Origin of the sequence: Halobacterium sp. NMX12-1, assembly GCF_040435975.1 — an archaeon.
Classification (GTDB): domain Archaea; phylum Halobacteriota; class Halobacteria; order Halobacteriales; family Halobacteriaceae; genus Halobacterium; species Halobacterium hubeiense.
Genome location: NZ_CP159204.1, coordinates 2,519,527 through 2,546,084, shown reverse-complemented (window position 1 = coordinate 2,546,084; position 26,558 = coordinate 2,519,527). Strand labels below are relative to the sequence as shown.

At 70.2% G+C, this 26,558-nt stretch carries 29 protein-coding genes; 11 read left to right on the top strand and 18 right to left on the bottom strand.

From position 1 onward, the window contains the following. Nucleotides 1-29 precede the first annotated feature (29 nt). Genes ABSL23_RS15290 through ABSL23_RS15280 form a run of 3 tightly spaced genes read right to left on the bottom strand, consistent with a single transcriptional unit; the run spans nt 30 to nt 3,166 of the window. Nucleotides 30-1,103, bottom strand: a complete 1,074-nt coding sequence (locus tag ABSL23_RS15290) for an aminotransferase class I/II-fold pyridoxal phosphate-dependent enzyme (RefSeq protein WP_353634396.1) — start codon at nt 1,101-1,103, stop codon at nt 30-32. A gap of 46 nt (nt 1,104-1,149) precedes the next feature. After that, a complete protein-coding gene (locus ABSL23_RS15285; protein WP_353634395.1) occupies nt 1,150-2,811 on the bottom strand; it encodes an AarF/ABC1/UbiB kinase family protein in 1,662 nt (553 codons plus the stop codon). Nucleotides 2,812-2,815: 4 nt separating this feature from the next. Next, nucleotides 2,816-3,166: an Hsp20/alpha crystallin family protein gene (locus ABSL23_RS15280; protein ID WP_059057469.1), complete on the bottom strand. Its 351-nt coding sequence runs from the start codon at nt 3,164-3,166 to the stop codon at nt 2,816-2,818. Nucleotides 3,167-3,200: 34 nt separating this feature from the next. Between ABSL23_RS15280 and ABSL23_RS15275 the strand changes: the two genes are divergently transcribed. The 3 genes from ABSL23_RS15275 (at nt 3,201) to ABSL23_RS15265 (ending at nt 6,846) form a co-directional block, all read left to right on the top strand. Continuing rightward, complete coding sequence (locus ABSL23_RS15275) at nt 3,201-3,437, top strand: hypothetical protein (protein ID WP_353634394.1); 237 nt, start codon at nt 3,201-3,203, stop codon at nt 3,435-3,437. Between the two features lie 338 nt (nt 3,438-3,775). Further along, the gene (gene glp, locus ABSL23_RS15270; RefSeq protein ID WP_353634393.1) at nt 3,776-4,975 is read left to right on the top strand and encodes a gephyrin-like molybdotransferase Glp; all 1,200 of its coding nucleotides are present in this window, start codon (nt 3,776-3,778) and stop codon (nt 4,973-4,975) included. Next, nucleotides 4,972-6,846, top strand: coding sequence for a molybdopterin biosynthesis protein (locus ABSL23_RS15265; RefSeq protein ID WP_353634392.1), 1,875 nt, complete (start codon nt 4,972-4,974; stop codon nt 6,844-6,846). The genes glp and ABSL23_RS15265 overlap by 4 nt, the downstream gene beginning before the upstream one ends. Here the strand turns inward: ABSL23_RS15265 and ABSL23_RS15260 are convergent. Genes ABSL23_RS15260 through ABSL23_RS15250 form a run of 3 tightly spaced genes read right to left on the bottom strand, consistent with a single transcriptional unit; the run spans nt 6,843 to nt 8,187 of the window. Next, complete coding sequence (locus ABSL23_RS15260; RefSeq protein WP_353634391.1) at nt 6,843-7,493, bottom strand: HAD family hydrolase; 651 nt, start codon at nt 7,491-7,493, stop codon at nt 6,843-6,845. The genes ABSL23_RS15265 and ABSL23_RS15260 overlap by 4 nt on opposite strands. A 48-nt stretch (nt 7,494-7,541) precedes the next feature. Further along, nucleotides 7,542-7,910, bottom strand: coding sequence for an LWR-salt protein (gene lwrS, locus ABSL23_RS15255; RefSeq protein WP_353634390.1), 369 nt, complete (start codon nt 7,908-7,910; stop codon nt 7,542-7,544). Between the two features lies 1 nt (nt 7,911). After that, on the bottom strand, nt 7,912-8,187 hold the full coding sequence (locus ABSL23_RS15250; RefSeq protein WP_059057463.1) for a 4a-hydroxytetrahydrobiopterin dehydratase: 276 nt from the start codon (nt 8,185-8,187) through the stop codon (nt 7,912-7,914). 77 nt (nt 8,188-8,264) lie between these two features. Here ABSL23_RS15250 and ABSL23_RS15245 point away from each other — a divergent pair, with 77 nt between their 5' ends. Further along, nucleotides 8,265-8,432, top strand: a complete 168-nt coding sequence (locus tag ABSL23_RS15245) for a hypothetical protein (RefSeq protein ID WP_353634389.1) — start codon at nt 8,265-8,267, stop codon at nt 8,430-8,432. Here ABSL23_RS15245 and hemA read toward each other — a convergent pair. The 4 genes from hemA to ABSL23_RS15225 all read right to left on the bottom strand — a co-directional run bounded on the left by hemA (nt 8,429) and on the right by ABSL23_RS15225 (nt 12,010). Further along, nucleotides 8,429-9,736, bottom strand: coding sequence for a glutamyl-tRNA reductase (gene hemA / locus ABSL23_RS15240; RefSeq protein WP_353634388.1), 1,308 nt, complete (start codon nt 9,734-9,736; stop codon nt 8,429-8,431). The two genes, ABSL23_RS15245 and hemA, sit on opposite strands and share 4 nt — an antisense overlap. Next, complete coding sequence (locus tag ABSL23_RS15235) at nt 9,733-10,389, bottom strand: bifunctional precorrin-2 dehydrogenase/sirohydrochlorin ferrochelatase (RefSeq protein WP_353634387.1); 657 nt, start codon at nt 10,387-10,389, stop codon at nt 9,733-9,735. Before ABSL23_RS15235 ends, hemA begins: the two co-directional genes overlap by 4 nt. A 16-nt stretch (nt 10,390-10,405) precedes the next feature. Then, the gene (locus tag ABSL23_RS15230) at nt 10,406-11,470 is read right to left on the bottom strand and encodes an Lrp/AsnC family transcriptional regulator (protein ID WP_353634386.1); all 1,065 of its coding nucleotides are present in this window, start codon (nt 11,468-11,470) and stop codon (nt 10,406-10,408) included. 123 nt (nt 11,471-11,593) lie between these two features. Beyond that, nucleotides 11,594-12,010 carry a DUF5778 family protein gene (locus tag ABSL23_RS15225; protein ID WP_353634385.1) on the bottom strand — a complete coding sequence of 139 codons (417 nt, stop codon included), beginning with the start codon at nt 12,008-12,010 and terminating at the stop codon, nt 11,594-11,596. 106 nt (nt 12,011-12,116) lie between these two features. Between ABSL23_RS15225 and uppS the strand changes: the two genes are divergently transcribed. Beyond that, entirely contained in the window at nt 12,117-13,025 is a 909-nt protein-coding gene (uppS, locus tag ABSL23_RS15220; protein ID WP_353634384.1) for a polyprenyl diphosphate synthase, read from the top strand. A gap of 208 nt (nt 13,026-13,233) precedes the next feature. Here uppS and ABSL23_RS15215 read toward each other — a convergent pair whose 3' ends face one another. After that, a complete protein-coding gene (locus ABSL23_RS15215; RefSeq protein WP_353634383.1) occupies nt 13,234-14,091 on the bottom strand; it encodes a hypothetical protein in 858 nt (285 codons plus the stop codon). A gap of 84 nt (nt 14,092-14,175) precedes the next feature. Further along, nucleotides 14,176-14,784 carry an undecaprenyl diphosphate synthase family protein gene (locus ABSL23_RS15210; protein ID WP_059057458.1) on the bottom strand — a complete coding sequence of 203 codons (609 nt, stop codon included), beginning with the start codon at nt 14,782-14,784 and terminating at the stop codon, nt 14,176-14,178. A 133-nt stretch (nt 14,785-14,917) separates the two neighbouring features. On the opposite strand from ABSL23_RS15210, the gene ABSL23_RS15205 reads away from it, so the two are divergent. Beyond that, complete coding sequence (locus ABSL23_RS15205) at nt 14,918-16,240, top strand: DUF92 domain-containing protein (RefSeq protein ID WP_353634382.1); 1,323 nt, start codon at nt 14,918-14,920, stop codon at nt 16,238-16,240. 11 nt (nt 16,241-16,251) lie between these two features. Here the strand turns inward: ABSL23_RS15205 and dnaG are convergent, their stop codons facing one another. Further along, nucleotides 16,252-17,535, bottom strand: a complete 1,284-nt coding sequence (dnaG, locus tag ABSL23_RS15200; protein WP_353634381.1) for a DNA primase DnaG — start codon at nt 17,533-17,535, stop codon at nt 16,252-16,254. Nucleotides 17,536-17,780: 245 nt separating this feature from the next. On the opposite strand from dnaG, the gene ABSL23_RS15195 reads away from it, so the two are divergent. Both ABSL23_RS15195 and ABSL23_RS15190 read left to right on the top strand, forming a co-directional pair. Continuing rightward, on the top strand, nt 17,781-17,990 hold the full coding sequence (locus ABSL23_RS15195) for a DUF3311 domain-containing protein (protein WP_353634380.1): 210 nt from the start codon (nt 17,781-17,783) through the stop codon (nt 17,988-17,990). Then, entirely contained in the window at nt 17,987-19,468 is a 1,482-nt protein-coding gene (locus ABSL23_RS15190; RefSeq protein ID WP_353634379.1) for a sodium:solute symporter family protein, read from the top strand. The genes ABSL23_RS15195 and ABSL23_RS15190 overlap by 4 nt, the downstream gene beginning before the upstream one ends. Here ABSL23_RS15190 and ABSL23_RS15185 read toward each other — a convergent pair whose 3' ends face one another. Continuing rightward, nucleotides 19,469-19,750, bottom strand: a complete 282-nt coding sequence (locus ABSL23_RS15185) for a PadR family transcriptional regulator (RefSeq protein ID WP_353634378.1) — start codon at nt 19,748-19,750, stop codon at nt 19,469-19,471. 147 nt (nt 19,751-19,897) lie between these two features. Here ABSL23_RS15185 and ABSL23_RS15180 point away from each other — a divergent pair, with 147 nt between their 5' ends. After that, complete coding sequence (locus ABSL23_RS15180) at nt 19,898-20,662, top strand: YqcI/YcgG family protein (RefSeq protein WP_353634377.1); 765 nt, start codon at nt 19,898-19,900, stop codon at nt 20,660-20,662. Nucleotides 20,663-20,672: 10 nt separating this feature from the next. Then, on the top strand, nt 20,673-21,209 hold the full coding sequence (locus ABSL23_RS15175; RefSeq protein ID WP_353634376.1) for a cysteine hydrolase family protein: 537 nt from the start codon (nt 20,673-20,675) through the stop codon (nt 21,207-21,209). Here ABSL23_RS15175 and ABSL23_RS15170 read toward each other — a convergent pair. Then, complete coding sequence (locus tag ABSL23_RS15170) at nt 21,206-21,790, bottom strand: DUF998 domain-containing protein (RefSeq protein WP_353634375.1); 585 nt, start codon at nt 21,788-21,790, stop codon at nt 21,206-21,208. The genes ABSL23_RS15175 and ABSL23_RS15170 overlap by 4 nt on opposite strands. An 81-nt stretch (nt 21,791-21,871) precedes the next feature. Between ABSL23_RS15170 and ABSL23_RS15165 the strand changes: the two genes are divergently transcribed. Beyond that, a complete protein-coding gene (locus ABSL23_RS15165; protein WP_353634374.1) occupies nt 21,872-22,777 on the top strand; it encodes a DUF6293 family protein in 906 nt (301 codons plus the stop codon). 92 nt (nt 22,778-22,869) lie between these two features. On the opposite strand, the gene ABSL23_RS15160 is transcribed toward ABSL23_RS15165, so the two are convergent. The 3 genes from ABSL23_RS15160 to ABSL23_RS15150 are packed head-to-tail and all read right to left on the bottom strand — an operon-like array spanning nt 22,870 to nt 26,498. Continuing rightward, on the bottom strand, nt 22,870-23,925 hold the full coding sequence (locus ABSL23_RS15160; RefSeq protein WP_353634373.1) for a hypothetical protein: 1,056 nt from the start codon (nt 23,923-23,925) through the stop codon (nt 22,870-22,872). A 40-nt stretch (nt 23,926-23,965) separates the two neighbouring features. After that, a complete protein-coding gene (locus ABSL23_RS15155; protein ID WP_353634372.1) occupies nt 23,966-24,637 on the bottom strand; it encodes a DUF1405 domain-containing protein in 672 nt (223 codons plus the stop codon). Nucleotides 24,638-24,686: 49 nt separating this feature from the next. Then, nucleotides 24,687-26,498 carry a formate/nitrite transporter family protein gene (locus ABSL23_RS15150; protein ID WP_353635391.1) on the bottom strand — a complete coding sequence of 604 codons (1,812 nt, stop codon included), beginning with the start codon at nt 26,496-26,498 and terminating at the stop codon, nt 24,687-24,689. Between the last annotated feature and the right edge of the window lie 60 nt (nt 26,499-26,558).

Sequence of the window (26,558 nt, the reverse complement as noted above, 5' to 3'; positions counted from 1 at the left end):
AACGTGAGATTGGGGCAGACCCGTGCAGTTCAGAGCACGTCGTCGACGCGCGCCAGCCCCTCGCGGAGTTCGTCGGTCGGCAGCCCGAAGCCGAGCCGGAAGTAGCCGTCGTAGGACTCGCCGCCCGTCGAGAAGCAGTCTCCGGGCGCGAGCACGACGCCGGCGTCCTCGACGACCGTGCGGCAGAAGTCCCGCGACCCCTCGAAGCCGTCGGGCACGCGTAGGAAGACGTTGCAGCCGACGGGGTCGGGCCAGTCGAGGCCGTGGCCGCGCGCCCACTCCGCGGTAATCTCGTGGTTCTCCCGGACGTGCTCTAGGGCTTCCGAGCGCAGCGCCTCCTGCTCGCCGTCGAGGACCTGTCGGGCGACGTGCTGGCCGAACTTCGACGGGGAAATCGTCGTGTAGTCCTTCCAGCGCTCCGCGGCCGAGACCACTTCCTCGGAGCCGGCGAGCCAGCCGAACCGGAGGCCAGCGAGCCCGTACGCCTTCGAGAGGCTGGCGGTGCTGATGCCGTACTCGCCCATGCTGGCGACCGGCGGCACCGGGTCCTCGGCGAGCAGTCGGTACACCTCGTCGCCGAGCAGGTAGGCGTCGTTGTCGGCGGCGACCTCGTAGAGCGCGCGCATCGCGTCCTCGGGGTGCTTGCGGCCGGTCGGGTTGTTCGGGTTGTTGACGACCACTAACTCGGTCTCGGGCCGCACTGCCTCCGCGACCGCGTCAACGTCCAGCGTCCAGCCGGGTTCGTCCAGCGGGACTCGCGTCACGTCGCAGATGGAGTCTGGGACGGCGTGGAGGCTCTGGTAGGTCGGCGTGACGACGACCGCGTGGTCGCCGGGCGACAAAAGCGACTGGAACGCGAGGAAGTTCGCCTCTTGGGTGCCCACCGTACACAGCACTTCGTCGGCGCTCCGGGCGTAGTCCGCGGCAATCGTCTCGCGGACGTCGGGCGCGCCCGCCGTCGGAATGACGTAGCCGAGGTCGCCGGGGTCGGTGTCGAAGCGGTCCGCCGGGAGGCTGCGGACGCCGCTCTCCGCGAGCATCACGTCGGCGTCGTGCTCGTACTCCGCGAACCACCGCTCCAACTCGAAGGGTTCGACGTCCATACCCGACGTTCTCGCGGCGGCGTGAAAACAGGGACGGCGCCGGCAGTCAGTCCTCGCGGCGCTGCCCGAGGTTCTGTCGCGTGAACTGCGGGGTCGCCAGCGTCCCGCGGCGCTTCCGGAACGACCGGTAGAGCCCGACCCCGACCGCCGCCGTGAACGCGGCCATGACGCCGGCCGCGGCGAGGTCCGCTTCCACGTAGAGGAACGCGGTCGTCGGGACGCTCGTCGCGAACGCGAGCCCGAGCACCACCCGGCGCGCCAGCCGGTCGACGACGCCGTCGCTGTCTTCGAGGTCCGCGCGCACGTGGAGGTCCTCGCGCTCCACGCGGTCGAGCGCGGACTCCAGTTTCGGTGGGATGCGGACCGCCGACTGCGCCGAGCGCTGGAACTGGTCGGCGGTCTCCTCGGCGAACTGCCGCACGGACTCCTCGCGGTAGCCCTCCTCCGCGAGGTAGTCGGTCGCCACCGTGATGAAGTCGAAGTCGGGGTCGAGGGTGACGCAGACGCCCTCCACGACCGTCGCCACCCGCAACACGAGCGCGAGGTTCGACGGCAGGCGCAGCGGGAACTCGTAGATGGTGTCCTCGACCTGCCCGACGATCTGCTGGACGCGGTACGTCTCGATGTCCTCCCCGCGGGCGTCCTGAATCGCGAGCTCCATCACGTCCGCCATCGTCGCGCGGTCGGCCTCCGGGGAGAGCGTCCCCATCTCGATGAGCGCGTCCAGAATCGCGTCGATGTCCTGGTTGGCGACCGCGACGTAGAAGTCCACGATCTTCGACTGCACGAACTCGTCGACCCGGCCGCTCATCCCGAAGTCGTAGAACACCACCGCGCCGTCGTCCCGAACAGCCAGATTCCCCGGGTGGGGGTCGGCGTGGAACACGCCGTCCTCGATTATCATCTGGAGGTACGCGCGCTCGACGGTCTCCGCGGCCCCCTCGCGGTCGATGCCGCGGCGGTCCAGCTCCTCGACGTCCGAGATTTTCGTCCCCGGGACGTACTCCATCGTGAGCACGCGGTTGCTGGAGTGCGTCTCGTAGACTGCCGGAATCACGACGCTCGGGTCGTCCGCGAAGTTCCCGCGAATCTCGGTGAGCATCTCCGCCTCGCGGGCGTAGTCCATCTCCTCGCGGATGGTCTTCGCGAACTCGTCGGCGAGGTTCTGGAGGCTGAACGCCCGCGACTCCCCGACGAACCGCGCGACCAGCGGCAGCGTCCACCGGACGACGCGGAGGTCCGCCTCCACGAGCTCCTCGATGTCCGGCCGCCGCACCTTCACCGCGACCTCCTCGCCGTCTATCTTCGCGGTGTAGACCTGCCCGAGGCTCGCGCCGCTGATGGCCTCGTCGTCGAAGTCGTCGAACCGCTCCTCGACCGGGCCGAGTTCGTCTTCGAGGACGACCTTCGCGTCCTCGTAGTCCGCGGGCGGCACGCGGTCCTGGAGGTCCGCCAGCACCTCCACGTACTCCGGCGGCAGCACGTCCGGCCGTGTGGACAACAGCTGCCCGAGCTTGATGAACGTCGGGCCGAGCGTCAGAAGCGAGTCCAGCAGGCGGCGGGCGCGCGCCACCCGCATCTCCGTCGTGACGCGGCGCTTCCCGCCGAACAACACGAACCGCCGCCGGTCGCGCAGGTACCCCCACACGAGCGGGAGGAACTGCCAGACCACGACGACGAACCGCCGGTACGCCTTGAACAGCGCCACCCGTCTACCCCTCGATGGGCACGCTGTGGCTGTCGTCGCCGCGCTTGGGCAGCCGCACGTCGAGCACGCCGTCCTCGACGCTCGCGGACGCCCCCTCGTCGGTGGCGTCCGGCGGCAGCGGCAGCTCCAGTTCGAGGAACAGCGACCGCTCCTCGCTGCGGTAGTCGAACTCGACGGGCACGTCCTTCTCGCGGCGCGCGTCAACCGCGAGCGTCCTCCCCTCGACGCGGACGTCCACGGTGTCCGCGGTCGCCCCCGGCACGTCGACGACGAACGCGTAGGCGTCGTCACTCTCTAGGACGTCGACGAACACGGAGTCGGGCAGGCTCCCCAGCGCTTCGCGCAAGCGGGACATACTCCGACGTTGGGTCGGCGCGGCGTTAAACCCGGTGGTCGTCGGCGGGAACGACCGCGAAAACGAAGTGGACCGTCCACCGTGGACGGGCGCGCTCGCGGCGGGGGACGACCGCGAGCGCGCGGAACCGGCTGTGCTTCGACACACCGGTGGCGTCCTGACAGACGCTGACGCGGCCCACGCCGATGGGGGAGTGGCGCGGTCCGACTGCGTCGCCGACGACGAGAGGGGGGATGTCCGGCGACGCACGCTGACGCTCAGTGTGCCCTGACCGGCGGCGAACGACTGCCGCCACCCGACTCGTGGACTGCCGGGGTATTCAACGATGCAGTCGCTCGCCCCGGATTAGCGACGGTTAAGCCGAATTAAGCGCGGTTATCGGCGTGTCTGTGGAAGATGTTCGGCTGTCGGGTGGGGGCTGACGGTGCTCGCGGTACGGTCGCGAGTCGCCTACGCTGTTCGCGGGTCGCTGCGCTCACGGTTCCCTGCGGTCACCGCTCGCCATCGTGCCCTCCCTACGGTCGGGCACGCACTCCCCGCTCGCGGTAACGTGGCTTCCCTTCGGTCGGCCACGCAGCCTTTACCCCTACTCACACCCAACGGACGCTCATGACCGAACACGACCGGCACGACGCCGGCTTCAAGGAACGAACGCGCGTCGAGGCCGCTCGCGAGCGGCTGCTCGACCGCGTGGCGGTCCACGACCGCACCGAGCGCGTCCCTCTCCTCGACGCGGACGGGCGGACGGTCGCCACGGCCGTCACCGCCGAGCGGGACGTCCCGCACTACCGGCGCGCGGCGATGGACGGGTTCGCGGTGCGCGCCGAGGACACGTTCGGCGCGAGCGACCGGTCGCCCGCGGTCCTCCGCGGGGACGAGGCCGAGCGCGTGCACACGGGGAGCGCGGTCCCGGAGTGGGGGGACGCGGTCGTGATGATAGAGCAGACCGACACCGCCAGCGGTGACGTCGAAGTATTCTCGGCGGTCGGCGAGGGCGAGAACGTCGCGCCCGTCGGTGAGGACGTCGAAGCGGGCGACCGGCTCTACGAGCCCGGCCACCGCCTCCGACCCTCGGACCTTGGGCTGCTGAAGTCCGTCGGCCTGCGCGAGGTCGAGGTGTACGAGCGCCCGGACGTCGCCGTGATTCCGACCGGCGAGGAGCTCGTGCAGGACGACCCCGAGCCCGGCGAGGTCGTGGAGACGAACGGGCTCACCGTCTCGCGACTCGCGGAGCGCTGGGGCGCGAGCGCGCGCTACGAGGACGTCGTGACCGACGACGAGGACGCGCTCGCGGACGCCATTGAGGCGAACGTGGACGCGGACGTCGTCGTGACCACGGGAGGGTCCTCGGTCGGCGAACGCGACCTCATCCCGGAAGTCGCCGATAATCTCGGCGAGGTGTTCGTCCACGGCGTCGCGCTGCGGCCCGGCCACCCCGTCGCGCTCGGCGAAGTCGCGGGGACGCTCGTGGTGATGCTGCCGGGCTACCCGGTCGCCTGCATCGTGAACGCCGTGCAGTTCCTGCGACCCGCACTCAAGCGCGTCGGCGGAATGCCGCTCGACGATCCACCGAGCGTGCAGGCGCGGCTGGACGGGAAAATTCGCTCCGAGCCCGGCGTGCGGACGTTCGCGCGCGTCCGCCTCCGCGAGGACGGCGCGGAGACGGTCGCGGAACCGGTGAGTTCGAGCGGGAGCGGCGTGCTCTCAAGCGTCGCGCTCGCGGACGGCTGGGTGGTCGTCCCCGAGCAGACGGAGGGCGTCGACGCCGGCGAGACAGTCGCCGTCGAGAACTGGGAGGCGCACCGATGAGCGACCGCAAGCAGTTCCGCGACCTCGCCAGCCCCGAGGAAGCCCGCGAGGTCATCGACGGCCTCGACCTGTCGCCGGGCGTCGAACGCGTGGACTTGGACGACGCCGACGGCCGCGTGCTCGCGGACCGCGTGGACGCCCGCCTCGACGTGCCGGGGTTCGACCGCGCGAAAGTCGACGGCTACGCGCTCCGCGCGGCGGACACGTTCGGCGCGAGCGAGACCGACCCCGTGGAAGTGGAGTGCGTCGGCGACATCCACGCGGGCAGCGAGCCCGACGTCAGCGTCGACGAAGGGACCTGCGCCGAAATTTCGACCGGCGCGCCCGTGCCGCCCGGCGCGGACGCGGTGGTGATGGTCGAACGCACCGCGCGCGACGAGGACACCGTGACCGTCCGCACGTCGCTCGCGCCCGGGGACGGCGTGATGGTGGCGGGCGCGGACGTGGCGGCGGGCGACCGCGTGCTCGGCCCGGGAACGTTGCTCACGTCCCGGGAAATCGGCCTGCTCGCGGCGCTCGGGATGGAGACGGTGCCGGTGCGCGCGAAGCCCCGCGTCGGCATCGTCTCCACGGGCGACGAACTGGTGCGTCCGGGCGGCGAGGTGAGCCACCGCGCGGGCCAGATTTACGACGTGAACAGCTACTCCATCGCTGCTGCCGTGCGGGACGCGGGCGGCGAGCCCGTGCTGTACCCCCACGCGGGCGACGACTACGAGGAACTGGAGCGCGTGCTGCGGGACGCCGCCGACGACTGCGACCTCGTGCTCTCCTCCGGTTCGACCTCCGCGAGCGCCGTCGACGTGGTGTATCAGGTCGTCGAGGAGCGCGGCGAACTCCTCCTGCACGGCGTCAGCGTCAAACCCGGGAAGCCGATGCTCCTCGGCGAGATGGGGGGTTCGGCGTACGTCGGCCTGCCGGGCTACCCGGTGTCCGCGCTCACCATCTTCCGGACGTTCGTCGCGCCGAAGATTCGGGACGCCGCCGGCCTCCCGGAGCCGCGCTCGGCGACCGTGGAGGGGACGATGGCGGTCCGCGAGCGCTACAGCGAGGGGCGCACGCGCCTGATGCCGGCGGGCCTCGTGGAGTCCGGGGACGGCGAGACGCTCGTCTACCCCGTGGACAAGGGCTCGGGCGCGACCACGAGTCTCGTTGAGGCCGACGGCACCGTGACTGTCGATGCCGACACGGAGTACCTCGACGAGGGCGAGACCGTCGAAGTGGAGCTGTTCTCGCCGGACGTCCGCCCGCCGTCGGTGTTCGCGGTCGGCGAGCGCGACCCCGGCTTCGACCGCGTGCTTGACCGCCTCTCGAACCCGCGATTCCTCGGACTCGGCTCCCGCGAGGGCGCGCGCCGCCTCCGCAACGGCGTGCCGGACGTCGCTGTAACGACGGATGGGAGAGGTGAGGGCGAAGAACTCGCGTCGTGGACGCGCGAGTGGGGGCTCGTCGTCCCCGCCGGCAATCCGCTCGCCGTCTCCGGTATCGCGGACCTCGTGGACGCGGACGTAACGCTGTCGAACCGCACCGGTGCGAGCGGGCTGCGCGACGCGTTCGACGACGCGCTCGCCGAATTGGCCGACGAGCGCGACAGCGACCGCCGCACGCTCGCAGAGGAAATCGACGGCTACGAGCGCGAGACGAAGGGCACGGAGAGCCCGGCGCGAGCAGTACTGGAGGGCGACGCGGACGCCGGCCTCGCGCTGCGCGCGACCGCGGACCGCCTCGGGCTCGAATTCGTGCCGCTGGGCGAGCAGACGGTGCGCGCGCTGGCGAACCCCGAGCGCGTCGAGAAACGTGGCGTGCAGGAACTCGCGGACGTGCTCGCCGACGTGGAGGACGTGCTCGCGGACCTCGCGGGCTACGAGGCCTAGTCCGCGCACCGGGGCGCGAGGAAGAGGTCGTCGAAAGACTCGACGCGGTGGTCGCCGAGCACGCAGTGCCCGCGCTTGTGCGGGTCGTGGCGCTCGACGTGGACGCCGTCCAGCCCGGCGTTCCGGGCGGCGCCCACGTCGCTCTCGGCGTCCCCGACGTAGACGCCGTCGTGGTTCGGGCCCGCGTCGAGGCCGTCGAGCGCGAGTTCGATGGGGCGCGGGTCGGGCTTCCAGCCGGTGTCGTCGTCACAGCAGACCACGACGTCGAACCAGTCGCCGATGTCGAGGCTGTCCATCACGGGCTCGGTGAGGAACTCCGCGCAGTGCGTGACGACGCCCGTGGGCCGGTCGAGGTCCGCGACCTGCGCGGCGTCCTCGTGGAGGTACGTCGCCTCCGCGCGCGCAGTCGGGTCCTCGACGTCGTGGAACGCGTCCCAGAACGCCGACGGCTCGAACCCCCACTCGCGGAGCTGGGCGTCCCGCGAGCCGCCCAGACCGTGCCACAGCACTTCCGCCTGGTAGTCCGAGAACTCGTGGCCGACCCGGTCGCCGACGCGGTCGAACACCTCGCGGGTGTACGACCACTCGGTGTCCACGAGCGTGCCGTCGAGGTCGAACAGCCAGACGTCGTAGTCGGCGGGCTGCATCAGGCCAGTGCGTAAGGGGTTCGCCGTCAAGTGTTTTGCCCCGGCGTGTCAGTCCGTCACTTCCACCGAACTGCCGAGGTACTTGTTCAGCACCTCGGCCGTGCTGTCGGCCTTGAACAGGTCGAGGTGCGCGCCGACCTCCTCTTTGAGCGCGTCGTAGTACTCGCGGTCGGTCTCCAGCGCGCGGTACTCCACGGAGTCCACCGGCACGCCGAGCGCGTCCGCCGTCAGCTCGCGGAAGTGGTCGCGGTCGCCGATTTCTCCCCGCCAGAGGTTGTCCCGGAAGAACAGCCAGCCGGGCTCGCCGGGCTCGGCGGCGACGCGCTCCACGCGCGTCTCGAAGACCTGCGGCTCGACGCGCACCTCGTAGTCGGGGTCGAGGCGGAACCGCACCGCGAAGGCGTACTGCGCGTCCATCCTACCGGAGGCGGTCGCAGCGCTCCGCGAGTTCGACGTCCTGCGTCGTGATGCCGCCCGCCTCGTGGCTCGTGAACCGCACCTCCACTTCCTCGTAGCGAATCCGAATCTCGGGGTGGTGGAACTGCTCCTCCGCGAGTTCCCCGACCTCGGAGGCGAACGCCACGCCCTTCAGGTAGTCGTCGAACTCGTACGTGCGCACGATTTCGTCGCCCTCGCGCTCCCAGCCCTCGGGGACTCGTTCCTCGACCTCGTCGTCGGAGAGGAGTTCTGCCATGGTCGTGGCGTCACGCGCCAGTCACATAATCGTACCCGCCGTCACGACGAAGGGCCTCCGAGACGACCCCGGAACTGATGGACGCGAACTGGTCGCTGACGGCCGCGACCGCGATCGGCGTCGTCCTCGTCCTCGCGGTCGCGGCCGCGGCGGACGCGGCCGGCCTCACGGGCGCAGCCGCGGTAGTGCCGCCGCTGGCCGCCGGAATCGTCGTCGCCGCAGGAATCAGGCTCGGGTACGCTTAGTCCTCGGACTCGGCGGGCGTCGCCTCGCCGGCGGGCGCGTCGAACGGCATCCCGTCCTCGAAGTCCGGGTCGAACAGTTCGAGTGCGGTCGCGATGGTCGACCAGTCGTCCTCCTCGGCGGCGTCCCGCAGGCTCTTCGTCGGCGCCGCCAACAGCTGGCTGACCAGCGCGTCCGCCATCGACTCCAAGACCTCGCGCTCTTCCTCGGAGACCTCGCCGCCCGCGGCCTCCAGCTTCGAGACCGCCGTCGAGACCTCGCGGGCCTTCAGGCGGTCGGCGCTCTCGTACATGCGCGCGATGACCTCGTCGGCGCGCTTGCGCTTGTACTGGGCGAGCAGCCGCTGGAACTCCGCCTCCAGCATCGACTCGACCTCGCGAGCGGCGTCCTCGCGCTGCTCGCGCGTGGACTCCGTGACCGCGTGGAGGTCGTCGAGGTCGTGGACGTAGACCGCGTCCAGCGTCGCCGCGTCGGGCGCGACGTCCCGCGGCCGCGCGAGGTCAACGACGACCGTCTCGCCGGCGGCCGACAGCGCGTCCTCGTCCAGCACGTAGTCGGGGCTGCTGGTCGCAGTGACCACGACGTCCGCGTCCGCGGCGTGGTCGGCGGCCTCCGCCAGCGACGCGGTTTCGGCGTCGGCGTCCACGGCGTCGGCGACCCGGTCGGCGCGAGCGGGCGTCCGGTTCGCGACGACGACGCGCTCGACGCCCGAACTCGCGAACGCCTTCGCCGCGAGCGCGCCCATCTCGCCGGCGCCGACGACCAGCGCGGTCGCCCCGTCGACGTCCACTTCGTCCTCGACGAGGCGGACCGCCGCGCTCCCCAGCGACGTGACGCCCTCGTTGATGGCGGTCTCGGTTCGCGCGCGCTCGCCGACGTGGATGGCCTTCGTCACCGCCTGCCGGAGCACGTGCCCGATCGCGCCGGCGTCCTGCGCGGTGTCGTAGGCGTCCCGCACCTGCCCGAGAATCTGGTCCTCGCCCACCACGAGCGATTCGAGGCCGGCGGCCACTCGGAGCAGGTGGCGCAGGCTCTCCTCGTGCCCCATCGCGACGGCGCCCTCCGTGGCCGGGTCGAAGCCGGCGGCGGCGAGCGCGCGGCGGCCGTCCCTCGGTTCGTCAGCGACGACGTACGCCTCCGAGCGGTGGCACGTCTGAATCACGAACGCTTCCTCGACGGCCGGCTCGACGAGCAGCGCGTCGAGCGCGTCCGCTTCGCTGTCCGCACTCGCGGCCTCCAGCTCCGAGAGGGAGGCCGACTCGTGGGAGACGCGCACGCCCGAGACGACGCCTGTGTTTCCGTTCACGTGGACCACTCTGTGTTCCCCACGACGCCTGCGACGACGTCGTCGGCTGTTTGCCGGGCGTTTGTCCCACCAGTACGTAAAGCCTTCCAAACCGGCCCCGAACGTACCACCGCTCTGACTGCATCTCGGCGCGTCTCGGGCGGGACGTCGGCGGCCTTGAGCTCCGCGCGCAGCGACGCGGTTAGGTCCGCCATACCGCCCGCGCCCGCCAGCTCGTCCTCCAGCTGCTCGCGGAGGTACTTCGAGAGCGCGGGACTGGCGCCGCCCGTCGAGACCGCGACCGCGACCGGGTCGTCCCGAATCGTCGCCGGTACGACCACGCTGTCGGCGTCCCGACCGCCGGACTCGTCCGCGCGATTCACGAGCGCGCCGGCCTCCCGTGCCGCGCCCGCGAACGCGTCGTTCACGTCGGCGTCGTCGGTCGCCGCGACCACCAGCGCCGGGTCCGCCCGCGCCACCCAGTCGGCGGCGTCCTCCGGACCGGGTGCGGCCTGCACGCGCTCGGCGGCACCGAAGTCCGCGTCCGCGAACTCGGGACTCAACACGACCACGTCGGCCTCGCGAGCGAACTTCCGGGCCTTCCGCGCGCCCACCGGCCCGCCGCCGACGACCAGCACCGTCTCCCCCTCGAAGTCGTGGAACAGCGGAATCACTGCGTCTGCCCCCCGCTCATGCGGTGTTCGCGTCCGCGCGCTCGGCCAGCCGGATGCCCGTCTTCTTCAGGATGCGCGTGGAGAACAGCGTGTCCCAGTCGTCCTCGCCGACGTCCCAGTAGTCGGCCATCACGTCCCGCACCTGCTCGATGCGCTGCTGGCTCTCCTCCTCGCTGCGGCCGTGTGTCATCGCGAAGAAGTTGTACTCCCAGACGCCGTCGTGGCGCGGGCGCTCGTAGCAGTGCGTCACGAAGTCCAGACTCGCCACGGCCGGTCCGACTTCCTCGACGAGGTCGTCGGGGACGTCCCAGACGGTCATCCCGTTCTCCGTGTACCCCAGCGAGTAGTGGTTCGGGATGACGCCGACCCGGCGGACCTTCCCCTCCTCGTTGAACCGCCGCAGCGTCTCCACGACCCAGTCGGTCTCCTGGCCGATTTCCTCGGCGACCGCCTGATACGGCGTCTCCACGACCGGGAGGCCGTCCTGCACCTCAAGCACGAGGTCGCGCTCCGCGGGCGTCAGCGTCTCGCGGTCGGTCGGGTCCGGCGTCGGCCCGAGGTGCGAGAGGTCCACGTCGCCGTCCGAAATCGGACCGTCCACGAGGAACTTCGCCTCCACGCGGAACTCCTGTTGCTTCGGGAGGTTGTACGTCTCTTGGCCGGTCTCCGCCTCGATGTCCGCGAGCACGTCCTCGACGGACTCGTCGTCCGCGACCGACACGACGAACCACATGTTCAGGTGCGGGTGCTCGCGCTCGTAGTTGTGCGCGACCTCCCGGAACCCGTTGACCGTCTCCGCGATTTCCTCGAACTCGTCCTCGGGCGCGTGCATCGCCACCAGCGACGCGCTCCCGCCGATCTCCTCGGCGTTGATGAGCGCGCCGAACCGCGTCAGCACGTCCTCGTCGTCGAGGCGGCGGACGCGGTCGAGCAAGCCCGCCGGGTCGATGTCCACGCCCCGCGACCGGAGCGCGTGCGCCGCCGGCTCGAACGGCCGATGCACGACCGGGAACCCCCCCTGAAACGCGTTCAGTACCGCGCGGTCCCGGTCGTCGAGGTCCGCGATATCCATAGCCACCACTGGGGGAGCGCGAACCATAAACGGCCCGACTCGCGCCGCGAACTGGGAACGGAGAAACACCGACAGCGCCGCCGCCACCGCGGAAACGACCGGTTCGTCGCGCGGCCCGCAGCCGTCGCCGGATTACGCGTCGAAGCCGTCCTCGGTGATGCCGACCACGCGCTCGACGCCGTCGAGGCCCTCGATGTCCTCGACGAGCGCGTCGTGCTCGTCGGTCGCCTTCCAGTACAGCACGAGGTCGAACGTGCCCTCGCGGAGCAGCTGCTGGCACTCCCAGACGAACTCGTCGCCGTCCAGCGTCAGGCCCTGGTGCTGGTTCACGCCGAACTCGTCGCTGTCGTTGCCCGAGTAGACGTACGTGTCGCCGACGTCGGCGCGCTCGGCCACCGCGTCGCCGGCGTCGAGGGTGAGCTGGTGGAGCATGCTCTCCGCGCTGGAGTCGTAGCTCGTGTGGACGACCGCGCCGGCGAGCTCGATGTCGCCGGGCCGCAGGAGTTCCATCGTGTCCCGGTAGAGGTCCTCGTTGACCGTCTCGCTCATGGCTGAGACGACACGCCTACCGGCCATACGTGTGGCGGTTCGGCGCTGCGCGGCGGTTCGCGCGCGAACAGAAGGCTGATACGTCCCACTGTCGTCGTCTCGCGTGATGCGAGACTGGCTCCGCTCGGCGCTGAACGCCGGCTACGAGCGCGTCCTCCGCCGCGAGGTCGACGGCGCGCCCGCGCACGTCGCCGTCATCCAGGACGGCAACCGCCGGTACGCCCGCCAGCGCGGCGAGGACGCCACCCAGGGCTACCAGTCCGGCGCCCAGACCACCGAACAGGTGCTGGACTGGTGCGCGGAGCTGGGCGTCGAGGAGCTGACGCTGTACGCGTTCTCCACGGAGAACTTCGAACGCCCCGAGGAACAGCAACAGCACCTCTTCGACCTCCTCGAGGAGAAGCTCACGGAGTTCGCGGACGCCGACCGCGTCCACGACCAGCGCGTCCGCATTCGCGCCATCGGCGACACCGACCGCCTCCCCGAGCGCGTGCAGGACGCCGTCGAGTACGCCGAGTCCCGGACTGCCGGCTACGACGGCTTCGCGTTGAACGTCGCGCTCGCGTACGGCGGCCGCGCGGAACTGCTCGGCGCTGCCCGCGGTGTCGCCGAGGCCGTCGCCGACGGCGACCTCGCGCCCGAGGACGTGGACCTCGAAGACATCGAGTCGCGGCTCCACACCAGCCCCGTGCAGGACGTCGACCTCATCATCCGCACCGGCGGCGACGAGCGCACGTCGAACTTCCTGCCGTGGCACGCAAACGGCAGCGAGGCCGCCGTGTTCTTCTGCACGCCGTACTGGCCGGAGTTCTCGAAAGTCGACTTCCTGCGCGCGGTGCGCACCTACGAGTCCCGGGAGGCGTCGTGGCGGCGGACGCGAGCGGAGCGCGCGCTCGCGCTCGTTCGCGCGCTCGGCAGCGAGGTCAGCGAGGCGCGGCGCGTCCTCGACCGGTTCAAGAGCACGCTCCCCGAGCCGCCCGAGGACGTCGAGGCCGACGGGCAGTCTGCGGACTGAAGCCAGAAACGCTGTTCGCCGGCAAGGGCCGCTGCTGGACGACAGAGTTTATATGCCGGCCGTACTACCTTCGAGTACAGATGGCCATCGATAACAGCGAGTTCAAGCGAGTGCTCCGCGAAGAAGCGGGGGCTCCGTCTGACCTCACGGAAGACGGTCGAGAGGTGGCCCGCAAGCTCGTCGTACTTCCAGACTGACGAATACGACGCTACAGACGGCTGATGAACGCGCGTTTTCCATCATCTTCGACGTTGACTAAGTGTGTAGCATCTGTTTTCTTCAATACCGTATAGACAAATTCCTCAGTTCGTTTCAGGTGTGCCCGTGTAAAGTGGTCGAACGCGTCCGAGCGATGGATGTCGTATTCGTCTAGCTGAATCATGACGCTGTGCTTGCGTTCGATAGCGTCGTAGCCTAATTTCTGCGCGTATCTGAAAATACGGTATCGGCGTCGCAGTGTAAGCAGTCGTTTCGAATCCTCGACGTAGTTCGAGGCCCAGTCATACCACTCCCCGGTTTCACCTGTATCCGGAATGCTCACCTCGTCGTCGAATGACTGTAGATAGCGGTCAAGCAGAATGATGCCAGTACGGTGGTTGGTGTTCGGCATCGGATGAGTGAGCACAAATTCAGAGAGTAACTCTGCGCCAACCTCTGGAACGGACTGCTGCCACTCAACGCTGTCCAGAATCTCGGGAATCTTCTCTAATTCGATCTGTTTGTACGCCTCTAACGGGTCCCCCTGCTCACGTTTCGTCGACATTAGCTCGTCAAAGAACGTGTAGATAGCGTTGATTACCGGGAGGTCGTCGTTGAACTCTGAACGCAGCCATTGCCGAAGCTCGTCTGTGTTGTCGAAACTAGGAACAGAGTCCGCTGACCGGTGGGTGTCAGTGAAAACCGCATACCGAGTACTGTCGTCTACCGAATCGATGAAACGCTTCGCGTCCACGTTGTCTTTGTCCCGCTCCGCTTGAAGGCGGTCCTCGAACGCCGTGCGGTCGTCAGTGACGAAAACGAGCGAGAATTGCTTATCATCCGGATGGTGATAGGGAAGAATGTTCATACGCTCTCTGAGTCTCAGTATTGACGGTTCGAATAATTAAGTTGGGTGACCCCCGGCACTCGCCAAAATACTACAGGTAGTTCGTTACCGCCCGAACCGCCGCTGTCGGTTCTCGTAGTCCAGCACCGCGCGCAGGTAGTCGCGCTTGCGGAAGTCCCGCCAGTTGACGTCCGTGAAGTACAGCTCCGAGTAGACGGACTGCCAGATCATGAAGTCCGAGAGGCGCTCGGCGCCGGTCTTGATGACGAGGTCGGGCTCCTCGGGGAACACGAGTTCGGACTCAACGACGTCTTCGTCGATGTCCTCGGGGTCCATCTCGCCGGCGGCGACGGCCTCCGCGACGCTCTGGACGGCGGTCGCGAACTCCTGTTTGCCGCCGTGGCCGACGCTCACCTGAATCGGGGCGTCCGCGCGCTGGTCGTCGTCCGGCCCGCGAACGGCGACCTCGCGGGGGGCGTCGACGCGCGCGAGTTCGCGTTCGAGGGTGGGGACGGCGGCCTCGTCGAGGACGCTCACGTAGACGGTGACGCGGTCGGCGCCGTAGTCGAACGCCCACCCGAAGAACTCCGCGAGCGTGTCGTACGCGCCGGCTTCGAGGAGGTCGCGCTCCGTGATGACGAGCGCGACGTGGTCGGGCGCGTCGGCGTCGTGGCGGCGCACGCGGAGCGCGAGGTAGCGGTCGTAGAGGCCCACACCGTCGCATCCGCCGCCGCGGCCCAAAACCCTGTGGGTCTGCGGGCGCCGCGATCCGGGTCCCGACCGGTGCGCGCGTCGCGGTTCCCGCTTCGGGGAAGTTAAGTACGGTCCCGGGCAACGCACGACGGACGTGAACTGGAGTCTCCGGCGCGCCGCGGCGTTCGCGCTCGTGGCGTCGCTCTCGCTGCTCGCGCCGCTGCTCGGCCGGGCAGCGGCCGCCCCGTTCGTGCTCGTCGCCGCGGCAGCCGCCGTCGTCCCCGAGGGCCGGCTGTTCGAGGTGTTCTCGACGCCGCGCGACCGCCGCGAGGGGCGGCTGCTGGCGCTCGTCGGGTTCTCGCTGGCGGCCGCCGGCGTCGGCCTCCTCGTGCCGCTGTTCGAGGTGCCGGTGGGCGTGTTCGTCGCGAGCGTGCTCGTCGTCGGGTACGGCGACCTCGGGCGGCGGCTCGTGCTCGCTGCCCGCGAGAACCGCGCGCTCTCGATGGTTGGCTTCGTCGTGCTGGGCGCGCTCGCGGCGCTGGCCGGACAGGGCGTGGTCGCGTCGGTCGGCGGCCAGCCGGTCGTCGCCCCGACGCACGTGTTCCTCGCGGCGAGCGGCGCGCTCGCCGCCGGCATCCTGCGCTCGGTGTTCGTCGGCCGGGACGACCCCGTGGTGCTCGTGACCGTGACGCTGCTGCTGTGGCTGTTCGCGGTGCTGGCGCCGTTCGCGGACGTGTCGGCGGCGACCGCGTGGGAGCGCGTCGCCGTCGCGCTCGCGGTCACCTCCGGGTTCGGCTACGTCTCCTACGCGCTGGACGCCACCTCGGTCGCGGGGATGCTGACGGGCGTGCTCCTCGGGCTGCTGGCGGTCGTGCTCGGCGACTACGGCTGGTTCGTGGTGCTCATCGCGTTCTTCGCCATCGGCAGTCTCACGACGAAATTCCGCTACGACCAGAAGCTCGAACGCGGCGTCGCCGAGGACAACGAGGGCGCGCGCGGCACCGGGAACGTCCTCGGGAACTCCGCGGCGGCGCTGCTCGCGCTGTTGCTGTACGCCGCGCACGCCCACGTGCCGCTGTCGGACCTCGCGTACCAGTTCGCGTACGCGGGCGCCGTCGCCACCGCGCTGGCGGACACGCTCTCCAGCGAGGTCGGCGGCCTCTTCGACACCCCGCGGCTCGTGACGACGTTCGAGCGCGTCGAACCCGGGACCGACGGCGCGGTGACGTGGCAGGGCGAACTCGCGGGGCTCGCGGGCGCGGGTCTCATCGCCGCCATCTGCGTCGCCGTCTTCGGGTTCGGGCTCGCGGGCGCGGGCGTCGTCGTCGCCGCCGGGTTCGTCGGGATGACCGCGGACAGCGTCGCCGGCGCGCTCATCGAGGGCGGCGTCGTCGGGAATCAGGCCGTGAACTTCATCGCGACCCTCTCGGGCGGCGTCGCCGGCGGCGCGCTCGCGCTGCTGGTCGGCCTCGCCTAACTTCTGCAGAATCAGTAGTCGTCGGCGGTGTGGACGCGCACGCCGGCGGGCTGTTTGACGAACTCGCCAGCGCTGGTGCCGACGAGCTTCGCGACGCCGCGCTGAGCGGCGACGTCGAGCAGGCGCTGCGTTATGGGGCCGTCGAGCACGACGACCCGCGGGACCGTGGCGGCGGATTCGAGCGCCTCCATCGCCTCGTCGGCGTCGGCTTCCGCGAGGACGTCGAGGTCGTCGCCGAGCAGCCGAACCGTCCCGGAGCCGACGACCGCCTCGACGTGGTCGCCGACCGTCTTCGAGACGGGTTCGGCCGGCTCCGCCGCGGATTCGGGGTCGGTCTGCACCGCCGTCGCCGCGGTCGCTTCGGGCGCGGGCGTCGCGCTGCCGTCGGTCGCCGCGGTCGCCTCCTCGACGGATTCGACCGCGGACGTCGTTCCGGCGGGCGCGTCTGCGACCGCGTCCTGCCGCGTCTCGTCGTCCTCGCGGTCGCTCACGAGCGTCGCGGTGTCCGCGGGGGACTTCTCGCGGAGCGCGGCGTCGACGGCGCCCCGGGAGAGGTCCTCGACGGACTCGCCGTCCGGCGGCCGTGCGACGTAGTCGAGGTCGCCGACCTGCCGGAGCTCGCGGAGGATGAGGTCGCCGCCGCGGTCGCCGTCGAGGAACGCGGTCGCGGTGCGCTCGCGCGTGAGGTCGGCGACGGCGTCGGGGACGTTCGTCCCCTCGACGGCGACGGCGTTCTTGATGCCGTACTGGAGGAGGTTCACGACGTCCGCGCGCCCCTCCACGACGAGGACGGCGTCGCTGGTGGCGACGTTCGGACCCGCGGGGAAGCCCTCGTACTCGGTGACGTCCTCGACGCGGACGCTCTCGCGGACCTCGCGGAGGATGTCGTCGGAGTCGATGGCGCCCTCGTCGAACGCGGACGCCAGCAGCTCCTTCGCGCGGTCGACGATTTCGCGGCGCTTGGCGGCGCGGACGTCCTCGATGCGGTCGACTTCGACCTGCGCGCGGCACGGGCCGATGCGCTCGACGGCTTCGAGCGCGGCCGCCAGCGTCGCGGTCTCGACGCGGTCGAGGCTGGACGCGATGGTGATGGTGCCGAAGGACTGGCCGCCCTCGCTGTCGACGGCGACGTCGATGCGGCCGAGCTTCGCGGAGTCCTGCAGGTCGCGGATGTCGAGGTCGTCGCCCAGCAGGCCCTCGGTCTGCCCGAAGGCGGCACCGACCACGTCGGTGCGCTCGACGACCCCGTCGGCGACGAAGTCCGCGTGAATGAGGTACTTCGCGGTGTCCTCCATCAGTATTGTTCTCTCCTAGAACTATGGAGGCGTCCGGGAAATAGCTGTCGCGACGGCCGTCAGCGTCGACCGCCCGTCCCCGCTCTCGTCCCGGGACTCGGCCCGCCTGGGACGCGGTCGTCGCCGAACACCGTTGGGAGACGTCGAGGTGCCCGATTCGGAGTTAGGAGAAAAATTTTCTATGGAACGGAGTGTAGAGGATTACAGCAACATTTAACCCACATTAGTAGACACGTGGTGGTAAGATGACGTCACGTTCGGCGCTCGGTTGGGGAATCGCCTTCGTCGTCCTCATCGCGCTCGCGATTCCGTGGTTCCTGTGGAACGACGCCTCGATGGTCGCCGGCCTCCCCGTCTGGGTGTGGTGGCACGTCGGCTGGATGGTCGTCACCGCGGCGGCGTTCGCCGCGTTCGCGCGCCGCGACTGGGGGACGTTCGCGGGGGTGGCGAAATGAGCGCGCTGCTGGAAATCGGCATCGTCGCGGCGTACATGGTCGTCGCGCTCGCCGTCGGCGCGGTCGCCTACCGCGTCACCGACCAGACCGCCGAGGACTACTACCTCGCGGGCCGCGGCCTCGGGACCGGCGTGTTGCTGTTCACGACGTTCGCCACCCTCTTGTCGGCGTTCACGTTCTTCGGCGGCCCGAACACCGCGTTCTCCTCCGGCCCCGAGTGGATTCTCGTGATGGGGCTGATGGACGGCGTGCTGTTCGGCCTGCTGTGGTACCTGCTTGGCTACCGTCAGTGGCTGCTCGGCCGCGCGCACGGCTACGTCACGCTCGGCGAGATGCTCGGCGACCGCTTCGGCTCGACGACCCTCCGCGGGCTGGTCGCCGCGGTCAGCATCTTCTGGCTGTTCCCGTACGTAATGTTACAGCAGGTCGGCGCCGGCACCGCGCTCGAAGCGCTTACTGATGGAGTGGTCCCGTACTGGGCGGGCGCGGGCTTCATCACGCTGTTCATGATTGCCTACGTCGTGCTGTCGGGGATGCGCGGGGTCGCGTGGACGGACACCCTGCAGGGCGTGTTCATGCTGTCGATGGTGTGGCTGGCGTTCGCGTGGATTGCGAGCGCGCTCGCCGCCGAACCCGGCGGCATCGGCGCGGCGATGCCGACGGAGTTCCGCGCGCTCGGCGGCGGCGTCTACTCGCCGCAGTGGATGCTCTCCCAAGCAATCGGCATCGCGTTCGGCGTGACGATGTTCCCGCAGGTGAACCAGCGGTTCTTCGTCGGGAAGTCCGAGAAAGTCCTGAAGCGCACGTTCGCGCTGTGGCCGGTGCTGGTCGTGCTCCTGTTCGTGCCGGCGTTCCTGCTCGGGTCGTGGGCGCAGGGCGTCGGGCTCGCGATGCCAGAGGGCGGGAACATCCTCCCCGTGCTGCTCGCCGAATACACCCCGGGCTGGTTCGCGGCGCTCGTGGTCGCCGGCGCGCTCGCTGCGATGATGAGTTCATCGGACTCGATGCTGCTCTCGGGCGCGTCGTACTTCACGCGCGACCTCTACCGGCCGTTCGTGAACGCCGACGCCAGCGAGGCCTACGAGAACAAACTGGGGCGCATCGGCGTCGTCGTCTTCGCCTCCGCGACGTTCGTCGCGAGCCTGTTCACGCCCGGCACGCTCGTCTCCATCGGGGAGACCGCCTTCGGCGGGTTCGCCCAGCTCGCGCTCCCGGTCGGCGTCGCGCTCTACTGGCGCGACACCACGCGCTCGGGGATGCTCGCGGGAATCGGCGGCAGCCAGCTGTTCTACCTCCTCACCGTCTTCGGCCCGACGGTGTACGTCGAGGGTGTCCCCGTGTTCGCGGACGCCTACTGGGGCTGGCTCCCCTCGGTCGTCGGCATGGCCATCGGGCTCGTGCTCACGGTCGGCGTCTCCGCGGTGACCGCGCAGGCCACCAGCGAGGACGCGAGCGTCTACTTCGAGGCCGCCGACTAGCTACCAGTCGGCGAGGCGCTCGTCGACCCACTCGCGGTGCTCGCGGAGGCGCCGCTCGCCCGCCTCCGTGAGCAGGAGGCGGTCGTGGACGCCGTCGCGCTCGCGCTCGAGTATCCCGGCGTCTTCGAGCTTGTTCACCGCGCCGTTGAACCGCTTCGGGCGGATGCGCTCGTCGTTCTTCCGCTCTATCGCGCGCTTGACCGACTGCTGGGTGGGGGAGCCCTCGCTGGCGACGACCACGCAGACGTCGCGGCGCAGCCCCGACGACAGCCACTTGCTCATAGCCGCAGTTGGCGCGAGCCGGAGAAACCGCTGACGGTCCGGACGAACCACCAGAAATCCCCGGCTCTCCGGCGGCGTTTCGAACGAGCGTCGAACGAACTGTGGCCGCGGGAAACACAGAAGGGGGACGGCCGCACACGTTCGGCCATGAACGAGGTCGAACTGGGCGCGGTCCTCGACCACGAGACCGCCACCGAGCGCGTCGAGGCCGGCGCCGTCCCCGAGTGGGCGCAGCGCCACTTCCGGAACTTCACCGAGTCCGTGACCGGCGAGCGCGACGGCGAGCCGTTCCCCTGTTTCTTCGGGAAGGCGTCCGTCGAGGAGGGCCGCCCGCTGTACGCGTTCGTGGACTCGATGACGCGCCCGGACGCGCTGTTCGCGCTCCGCGACGCGCTGCTGGAGTTCCTCGACGTCTACGAGGACCACGGCGACCGCGTGAGCTTCGCGGTGTTCTTCGCGCCCCCCGAGGAGTCGCTGCCGGAGGCGCGCTGGCACGAGCACTTCTGGCACGTCCTCCAGTTCCTCCACGTCGAGGACCCCGAGCCGTGGCCCGCCGACATCCCCACCGACCCCGACGACCCCTACTGGGAGTTCTGCTTCGGCGGCGAACCCATCTTCCCGACCGCCCGCGCGCCGTTCTACGACACCCGGCAGAGCCGGAAGTTCCCCGTCGGCCTCGAAGTGACGTTCCAGCCGCGGACCATCTTCGAGGGCATCACGGGCGACACCGACGCCGGCCAGCGGGCCCGCGACCGCATCCGCAGCCGGCTGGAGGACTACGACGACGCCGCGTGCCCGCACGCCGACCTCGGCGAGTGGGGCAACGACGGCGACCGCGAGTGGCCCCAGTACCTCCTCAGCGAGGACGACGAACAGGCGCCGGAGACGTGCCCGCTGAAGGTGACCGCGTGAGGCCGCCGCGATGAGCGCCGTCCTCCTGCTCGTGGACTTCCAGACGGGGTTCGACGACCCCGCGTACGGCGCGCGCAACAACCCCGACGCCGAAGCGAACGCCGCCCGGCTGCTGGCGGCGTGGCGCGAGCGCGGCGACCCCGTCGTCCACGCCCGCCACGACTCCACGGAGCCCGACAGCCCGCTGCGCGCCGACGGACCCGGGTTCGCGTGGAAGCCCGAGACCGAACCCCGCGACGACGAACCCGTCTTCACGAAGCGCGTCAACAGCGCGTTCGTCGGCACCGGCCTCGAAGCGTGGCTGCGCGAGCGCGGCCACGACGAACTCGTCGTCTGCGGGCTAACGACCGACCACTGCGTCTCCACGACCGCCCGGATGGCCGAGAACCTCGGCTTCGACGTCTCGGTCGTCGCGGACGCCACCGCGACCTTCCAGCGGGAGACCCGCGACGGCGACACTATCGACGCCGACGCCAACCACCGCGCGGCGCTCGCCCACCTCCGCGGCGAGTTCGCGACCGTCGTATCGACCGACGACTTCTGCTAGCTCGCGTCGACGCCGCCGAACAGGAACCCGCCGAACGCCAGCACCCACGCGACCCCGAGGTACGCGACCCACCGCTCCAGCCCGCCGATGCCGAGCGGCGTCCCGCCGCCGAGCGCGACGAACGCGACGAGCGCGAGCAGTTCCGCGACGCCGAGCAGGCCCGCGACGTACCGCATCGGCCCGCGGACGGTCGCCCCGGCCGCGAGCGCCGACGCACCGAGCCCGCCGAACGCGACGAACGCCGCGACGACGTGCGGTACGCCCGTCTGGGTCGGGAACGCGCCGACGCCGGCGACGCCGACGGCCGTGACCGCGAAGACACCGGTGAGCACCGGCCGGCCGTACACTTCGTGGAGCGCGTACGCCACGGGCAACAGGAGCAGGCCGGTGACGACCATCGTCGCGTTGAACGTCGTCTGCGACGCCGCCGGCGCGTCGGCCGCGCCGAGCGCGCTTATCGTCTGGTCGGCGGCGCTGTACCCCGGGTAGAGCGCTTCCGCCGTGACGAATCCCAGCACCGTGAGCGCGCCGCCGACGACGAGCGCCGTGCCGGCGAGCGTGCGAGCGCGACCCGAGTCCATGGTCGCCACGTCGGGGTCCCGCGGGAAGTAAGTACGCCCCGCCGCGGTAGCCTTTTCAGCGGGATTGCCCAAGGCTCGGGCATGCAGACGCACGTCGTCCCGGTCGGCTTCGACTACGACCGGCTCATCGCGCCGCTCGTGCGCGAACAGCTCTCCGTCGACCGCGTCGTGCTCCTGGAGGGTGCGGTCGGCAGCGAGGCGAACGTCGAGTACAGCCAGCGCATCTCCCAGAAGCTCGAAGACGACTTCCGGAACCTCCTCGGCGCCGAGACCGAGCGCGTCTCCGTCGCCGACGTCTACGACTACGACGACGCCTTCGAGCAGGCCTACGACCTCATCGAGGACGAACTCGACGCCGACCCCGACGGCGAAGTCTGGGTGAACATCGCGTCGATGCCCCGCACCGTCTCGTTCGCGTTCGCGACCGCCGCCCACTCCATCATGGTCGAACGCCCCGGGGACCGCGAGCGCATCCACACCTACTACACGGCCCCCGAGAAGTACCTCGAAACCGAACTCGCCGAGGAACTGCGCGCGAGCGCGGACCTCCTCGAAGCCGTCGCGGACGGCGACGTCGACGCCGGCGACGTGCGCGACCAACTCGCGGACGCCCGCGACCTCCTCGCGGAGTTCGACGAGCGCGGCACCACCATCGGCGCGAAGGAAATCGACGGCAGCCACGTCGTCGAACTCCCCGTCGCCTCCTTCTCGAACGTCAAACCCTTCGAGGAACTCATCCTGTTCACGCTCGGCGAACACGGCGAGTTCGACTCCGTCAGCGACCTCGCGAAGACCCTCGCCGCCGACCTCAACGAGGAGTACACGGACAGTTTCCGATCGAAAGTCACGTACACCGTCGACAAACTCGGCCCCGGCGGCAAGGGCTACGTCGAGCGCGAGGAACACGGGAAGTCCTACCGGACGCGACTCTCCCGCATCGGGGAACTCTGGGTGCGCGCGCACCGCAACGACGACTCGGGCTCGTAGCTTGGTCGGTGGGTCCCGCGTTCGACGGCGCTGCTAACACCTTCTGAAAGCCCTCACCCTTCCAATCCGCCAGGAAATCTAAATTCCAGTAGCTACAGCCCGAACCCGGCGTGGTCGTCTGGCGGTGAAATCGGGCTCTTCGGCGGTTCTTCGGGGAGTTCGACGTCGTTGTAGGCGCCGGGCGCGACGTCGTTCGGGCCGGCGGGATAGAAGAGGCCGGCGAGCTCCTGAATCTGACCGCGGCCGACCGAGAGTTCGAACTGGCCGCCGCCGTAGAGCGCGACGTCGTGCTCGAACGCCCAGTCGAGGGTCTCGAAGAGGGACTGGAGCGTGCCGAACCGCGAGGGTTTGACGTTCAGCCAGCGCACGTCGAACGGCGCGTCGAGGACGTCGTCCAGGCCGTGAATCGGGGCGTCCCACGCGACGCGGTCGGCGTGGTCGGCGACGACCTCGCGCGTGGCGTCCGTGACCGCGGGGTCCTCGACGGTGGCGTCGGGGAACGTCTCGAAGACGCGCTCGTAGAGGTCGGGGTCCGGGGACTGGTCGACGTCTGTGCCCTCGTAGTGGCCCTTCAGATCGAGCACGCGGACGGCGCCGGTGTCGGCGAGGTAGTCGAACGTCTCCTCGGGCCACTCTCCCGTCGGGTCGAGTTTGAGTTCGGCGTCCGGGTAGCGGTCCAGCAGCGTCTCCACGCGCGCGGTGTCGCCCTCGGGGAGGCGGCTGCTGACGACGAAGCGCACGGGGTCCAGCGTCCGGTCGAGGCGGTCGGCGAGCGTCTCGCCGGCCTGTCGGAGCGCGAGGTCGAGCGCGGCCGCCTCGAACCCCCAGCGGCGGTAGTTCCGGAAGGCCTCGCGTGCCGGGTCGTCGACGGGCCAGAGGTCGGTCTCGGCGAGCAGTTCGGAGAACTCCGCGAGCGCGTACTCGCCCGCGAGGTCGAACGCTTCGCCATCCGGTGTTTTCCGCTCGTGTTCCCGCAGCGCGTCGTGGTGGGCCGTCTCGTAGGTGACGTCCTCGCCGCGCCCCGTCTCGCCGGCGCCGGAGAGCGAGACGACCGTGGTGGCGCGCGTGAACGCGGGCGTCTCGCGTTCCACGCGGTCGAGCGCGACGCCCTCGACTGTCAGGGGGAGGTCGGCAATCGCGTCGTACACGACCGGACGGACGGGCGGCGGACGGAAAAAGCCGCAGGCGTCAGTCCGCGAGCCGGGCTTCCAGCGTCTTCACGCGCGTCGCGAGCGCGAGGCACGTCGCGAGGAGCGTGAGCACGACCGCGCCAGCCGCCGCGAGGTCGTGGGCGGGAATCGAGTGGCCGACGCCCGCGACGACCTCCGCGCGCAAGAGCGTGTGGTGGGGGCCGCCCGCGAAGGTGACAAAGTAATCCACGACGTCGTTGAAGCCGTACCACGCCGCGGCGACGGCGACCGCGCCCACCGAGAATCTCGCGTAGCGGTGAATCACGAACGCCTCGACGGCCATCGCGAGGTGGCTCAAAATTAGGAACCAGTACATGACCCACCAGAGGTCGCCCTGTCCGTTCACGACCAGTTGGACGAACGGCGTCCACAACCCGAGCTTGATGCAGCCGAAGAACGCCAGCGCGTGCAGCCAGTCCGCGTCGAAGTCGAGCTTGTACGCGGCCAGCGACAGCCCGATGAACAGCGTCGCGACCGGGCTGTCCGGGACGACCGGCCACGCCAGCAGCGGCGTGGCCTCGAACTGCACGCGGTAGTACCAGAACCCGAACGCGGTGCCCGCGAGGTTGATTGCGACGATGACCCACGCCAGCCGGAGCGCGAGGTCCTCCAGCCAGCCGGGCAGCGGCGCGAGATACCACGGGAGGTCCGACCGGGGCGGCAGCGACATGTCCGGGGGGTCGCGACAGCGCCGCATAGCTCTGGCGGAACGACCGGGGTTACCGGCCGAACAGCCGCTGGAGGATGCCGCGGTCGGTCGCGCGCTCCGCGAGAATCATCGACGTCTCCACGTCCTGGACGACGTCGTAGTGGAGGGCGTTCCGCGCGAGGCGCGCGAGCAGGCCCTGCGAGGTCGCGCCGATCAACAGCAGCGTGTGGTCGCCGCACTCGCCGGCGATGGCGGACTCGACGTCGCCGGAGTCGTCGACGCGGAACGTCGCGTCTTCGAGGCCGTGTTCGGCCGCCCAGTCGGCGAGGAACTGCTCGCCGGCCTCGTGCTCGGCGGGGCTGCCGACGACCCGCAGGAGCGTGACCTCCGAGCCGGCGGTCTGGCGGAGCGTGCGCGCGACCTCCGCGTTCAGGTCGGCGTGGGGGTTGTCCACGACCGGGAGCAGGATGCGGGAGGCGTCGAGCCCGCGGTCACGGAACACGAGCACGTCCGACGGCAGCCGGTTCGTGAGTTCGTCCAGCGGGCGCTCCGCGCGGCCGTTCGACCAGAGGCGGTCGTCGCCCCACCCCATCACCATGAGGTCGGCGCGCTTGCGCTTCGCGACGTCGAACAGCTCCTCGAACGAGCGGTGCGAGACCACGGTCGACGTCTCGCAGGGGACGTCGTAGCCCGCCGCGAGGTCGCGGATGTCCGCCATCAGCTCGTCGGAGTTCTCGACGATGCGCTCGTGCTGGTCCACCCGGTAGCCCCGGGGCGTCCGGTCGGGCATCTGGACGATGTGGACGACGTGGACGGTCGCGCCCGGCTTCTGGCTGGCGAGTGTGCACGCCAGCTCCACGAGGTTCGTCTCCGTGCGCGGGTTCGAGATGGGAACGACGATGCGGTACTCGTCGGCTCCCGCGAGCGCGCCCTCGGTGTGGTCGATGAGCGGGACGTACGACCGGCCGACGAGGCCGCCGAACAGCCACTCGCGGAGGGAGAGCTGGCGGTCAGACCCCTCGAAGCGCGCGGACGCGAGCCGGTGTTCGGTCGTCTGGAAGTAGTTGACGACCGTGACCAGCAACACGCCGCCGATGGTGTTCCCGAGCAGCACGGGAATCACGAACTCCCAGAGGCCGGTCGTCACCGACAGCGACCCCTGGAAGACGAGGAACATCATCTCCGTGAACGAGACGACCGAGTGGTAGAGCCCGCCGAGCGGAATCGCGAGGAACGCGATGTAGACGACGACCATCCGCGAGATGGTGTCGCGGGCGGCGTACTCCACCCAGACGACGCCGGCGACCACCAGTCCCGCGAACGCGGCCTTCGAGAAGAGGCTCCACCACGCCGTCGCGACGCCCTTCTCGCCGAGTTCGACCGCGACCGCGGCGGCCTCCGGGGAGATGACGCTGCCGAACGCCAGCGCCGCGGCGCCGAGCGCGCCGCCGAGGAAGTTCCCCGCGAGCACGACCGACCAGTTCCGCAGCAGCGCGGGGACGCTGGCGAGCCGTTCCAGCGTCAGCGCGACCGGCGGGAGCGTGTTCTCCGTGTAGAGCTGGTAGCCGCCGATGATGATGTAGATGAACCCCAGCGGGTACAGCAGCGCGCTCAGCACGGGGTCGCCGCCCGTCGTCGCGGTCAGCGACACGTACAGCATGAACGTGATGGTGATGGCGAAGCCGGCCGCGAGCGCGCTGAAGAACAGCTCGCGGCTGCCCGAGGTGATCTCCTCGTCGGCGGCCGCGATGATGCGCTGGAAGATCTCGTTCGACGTGAAGCGGTCGCGGACGACCGAGCCGACCGCGGGCGCGCCGCTGCGCGACCGCTCGATGGCCTCGCGGACCGACTCCTCCGGGTCTGGCGCGTCCGGCGACGCCAGGTCGACGTCCGTGTCCCCTTCCGGGGGGTGGGCGTCGGGCGCGGACGGCGCGTCCGAGTC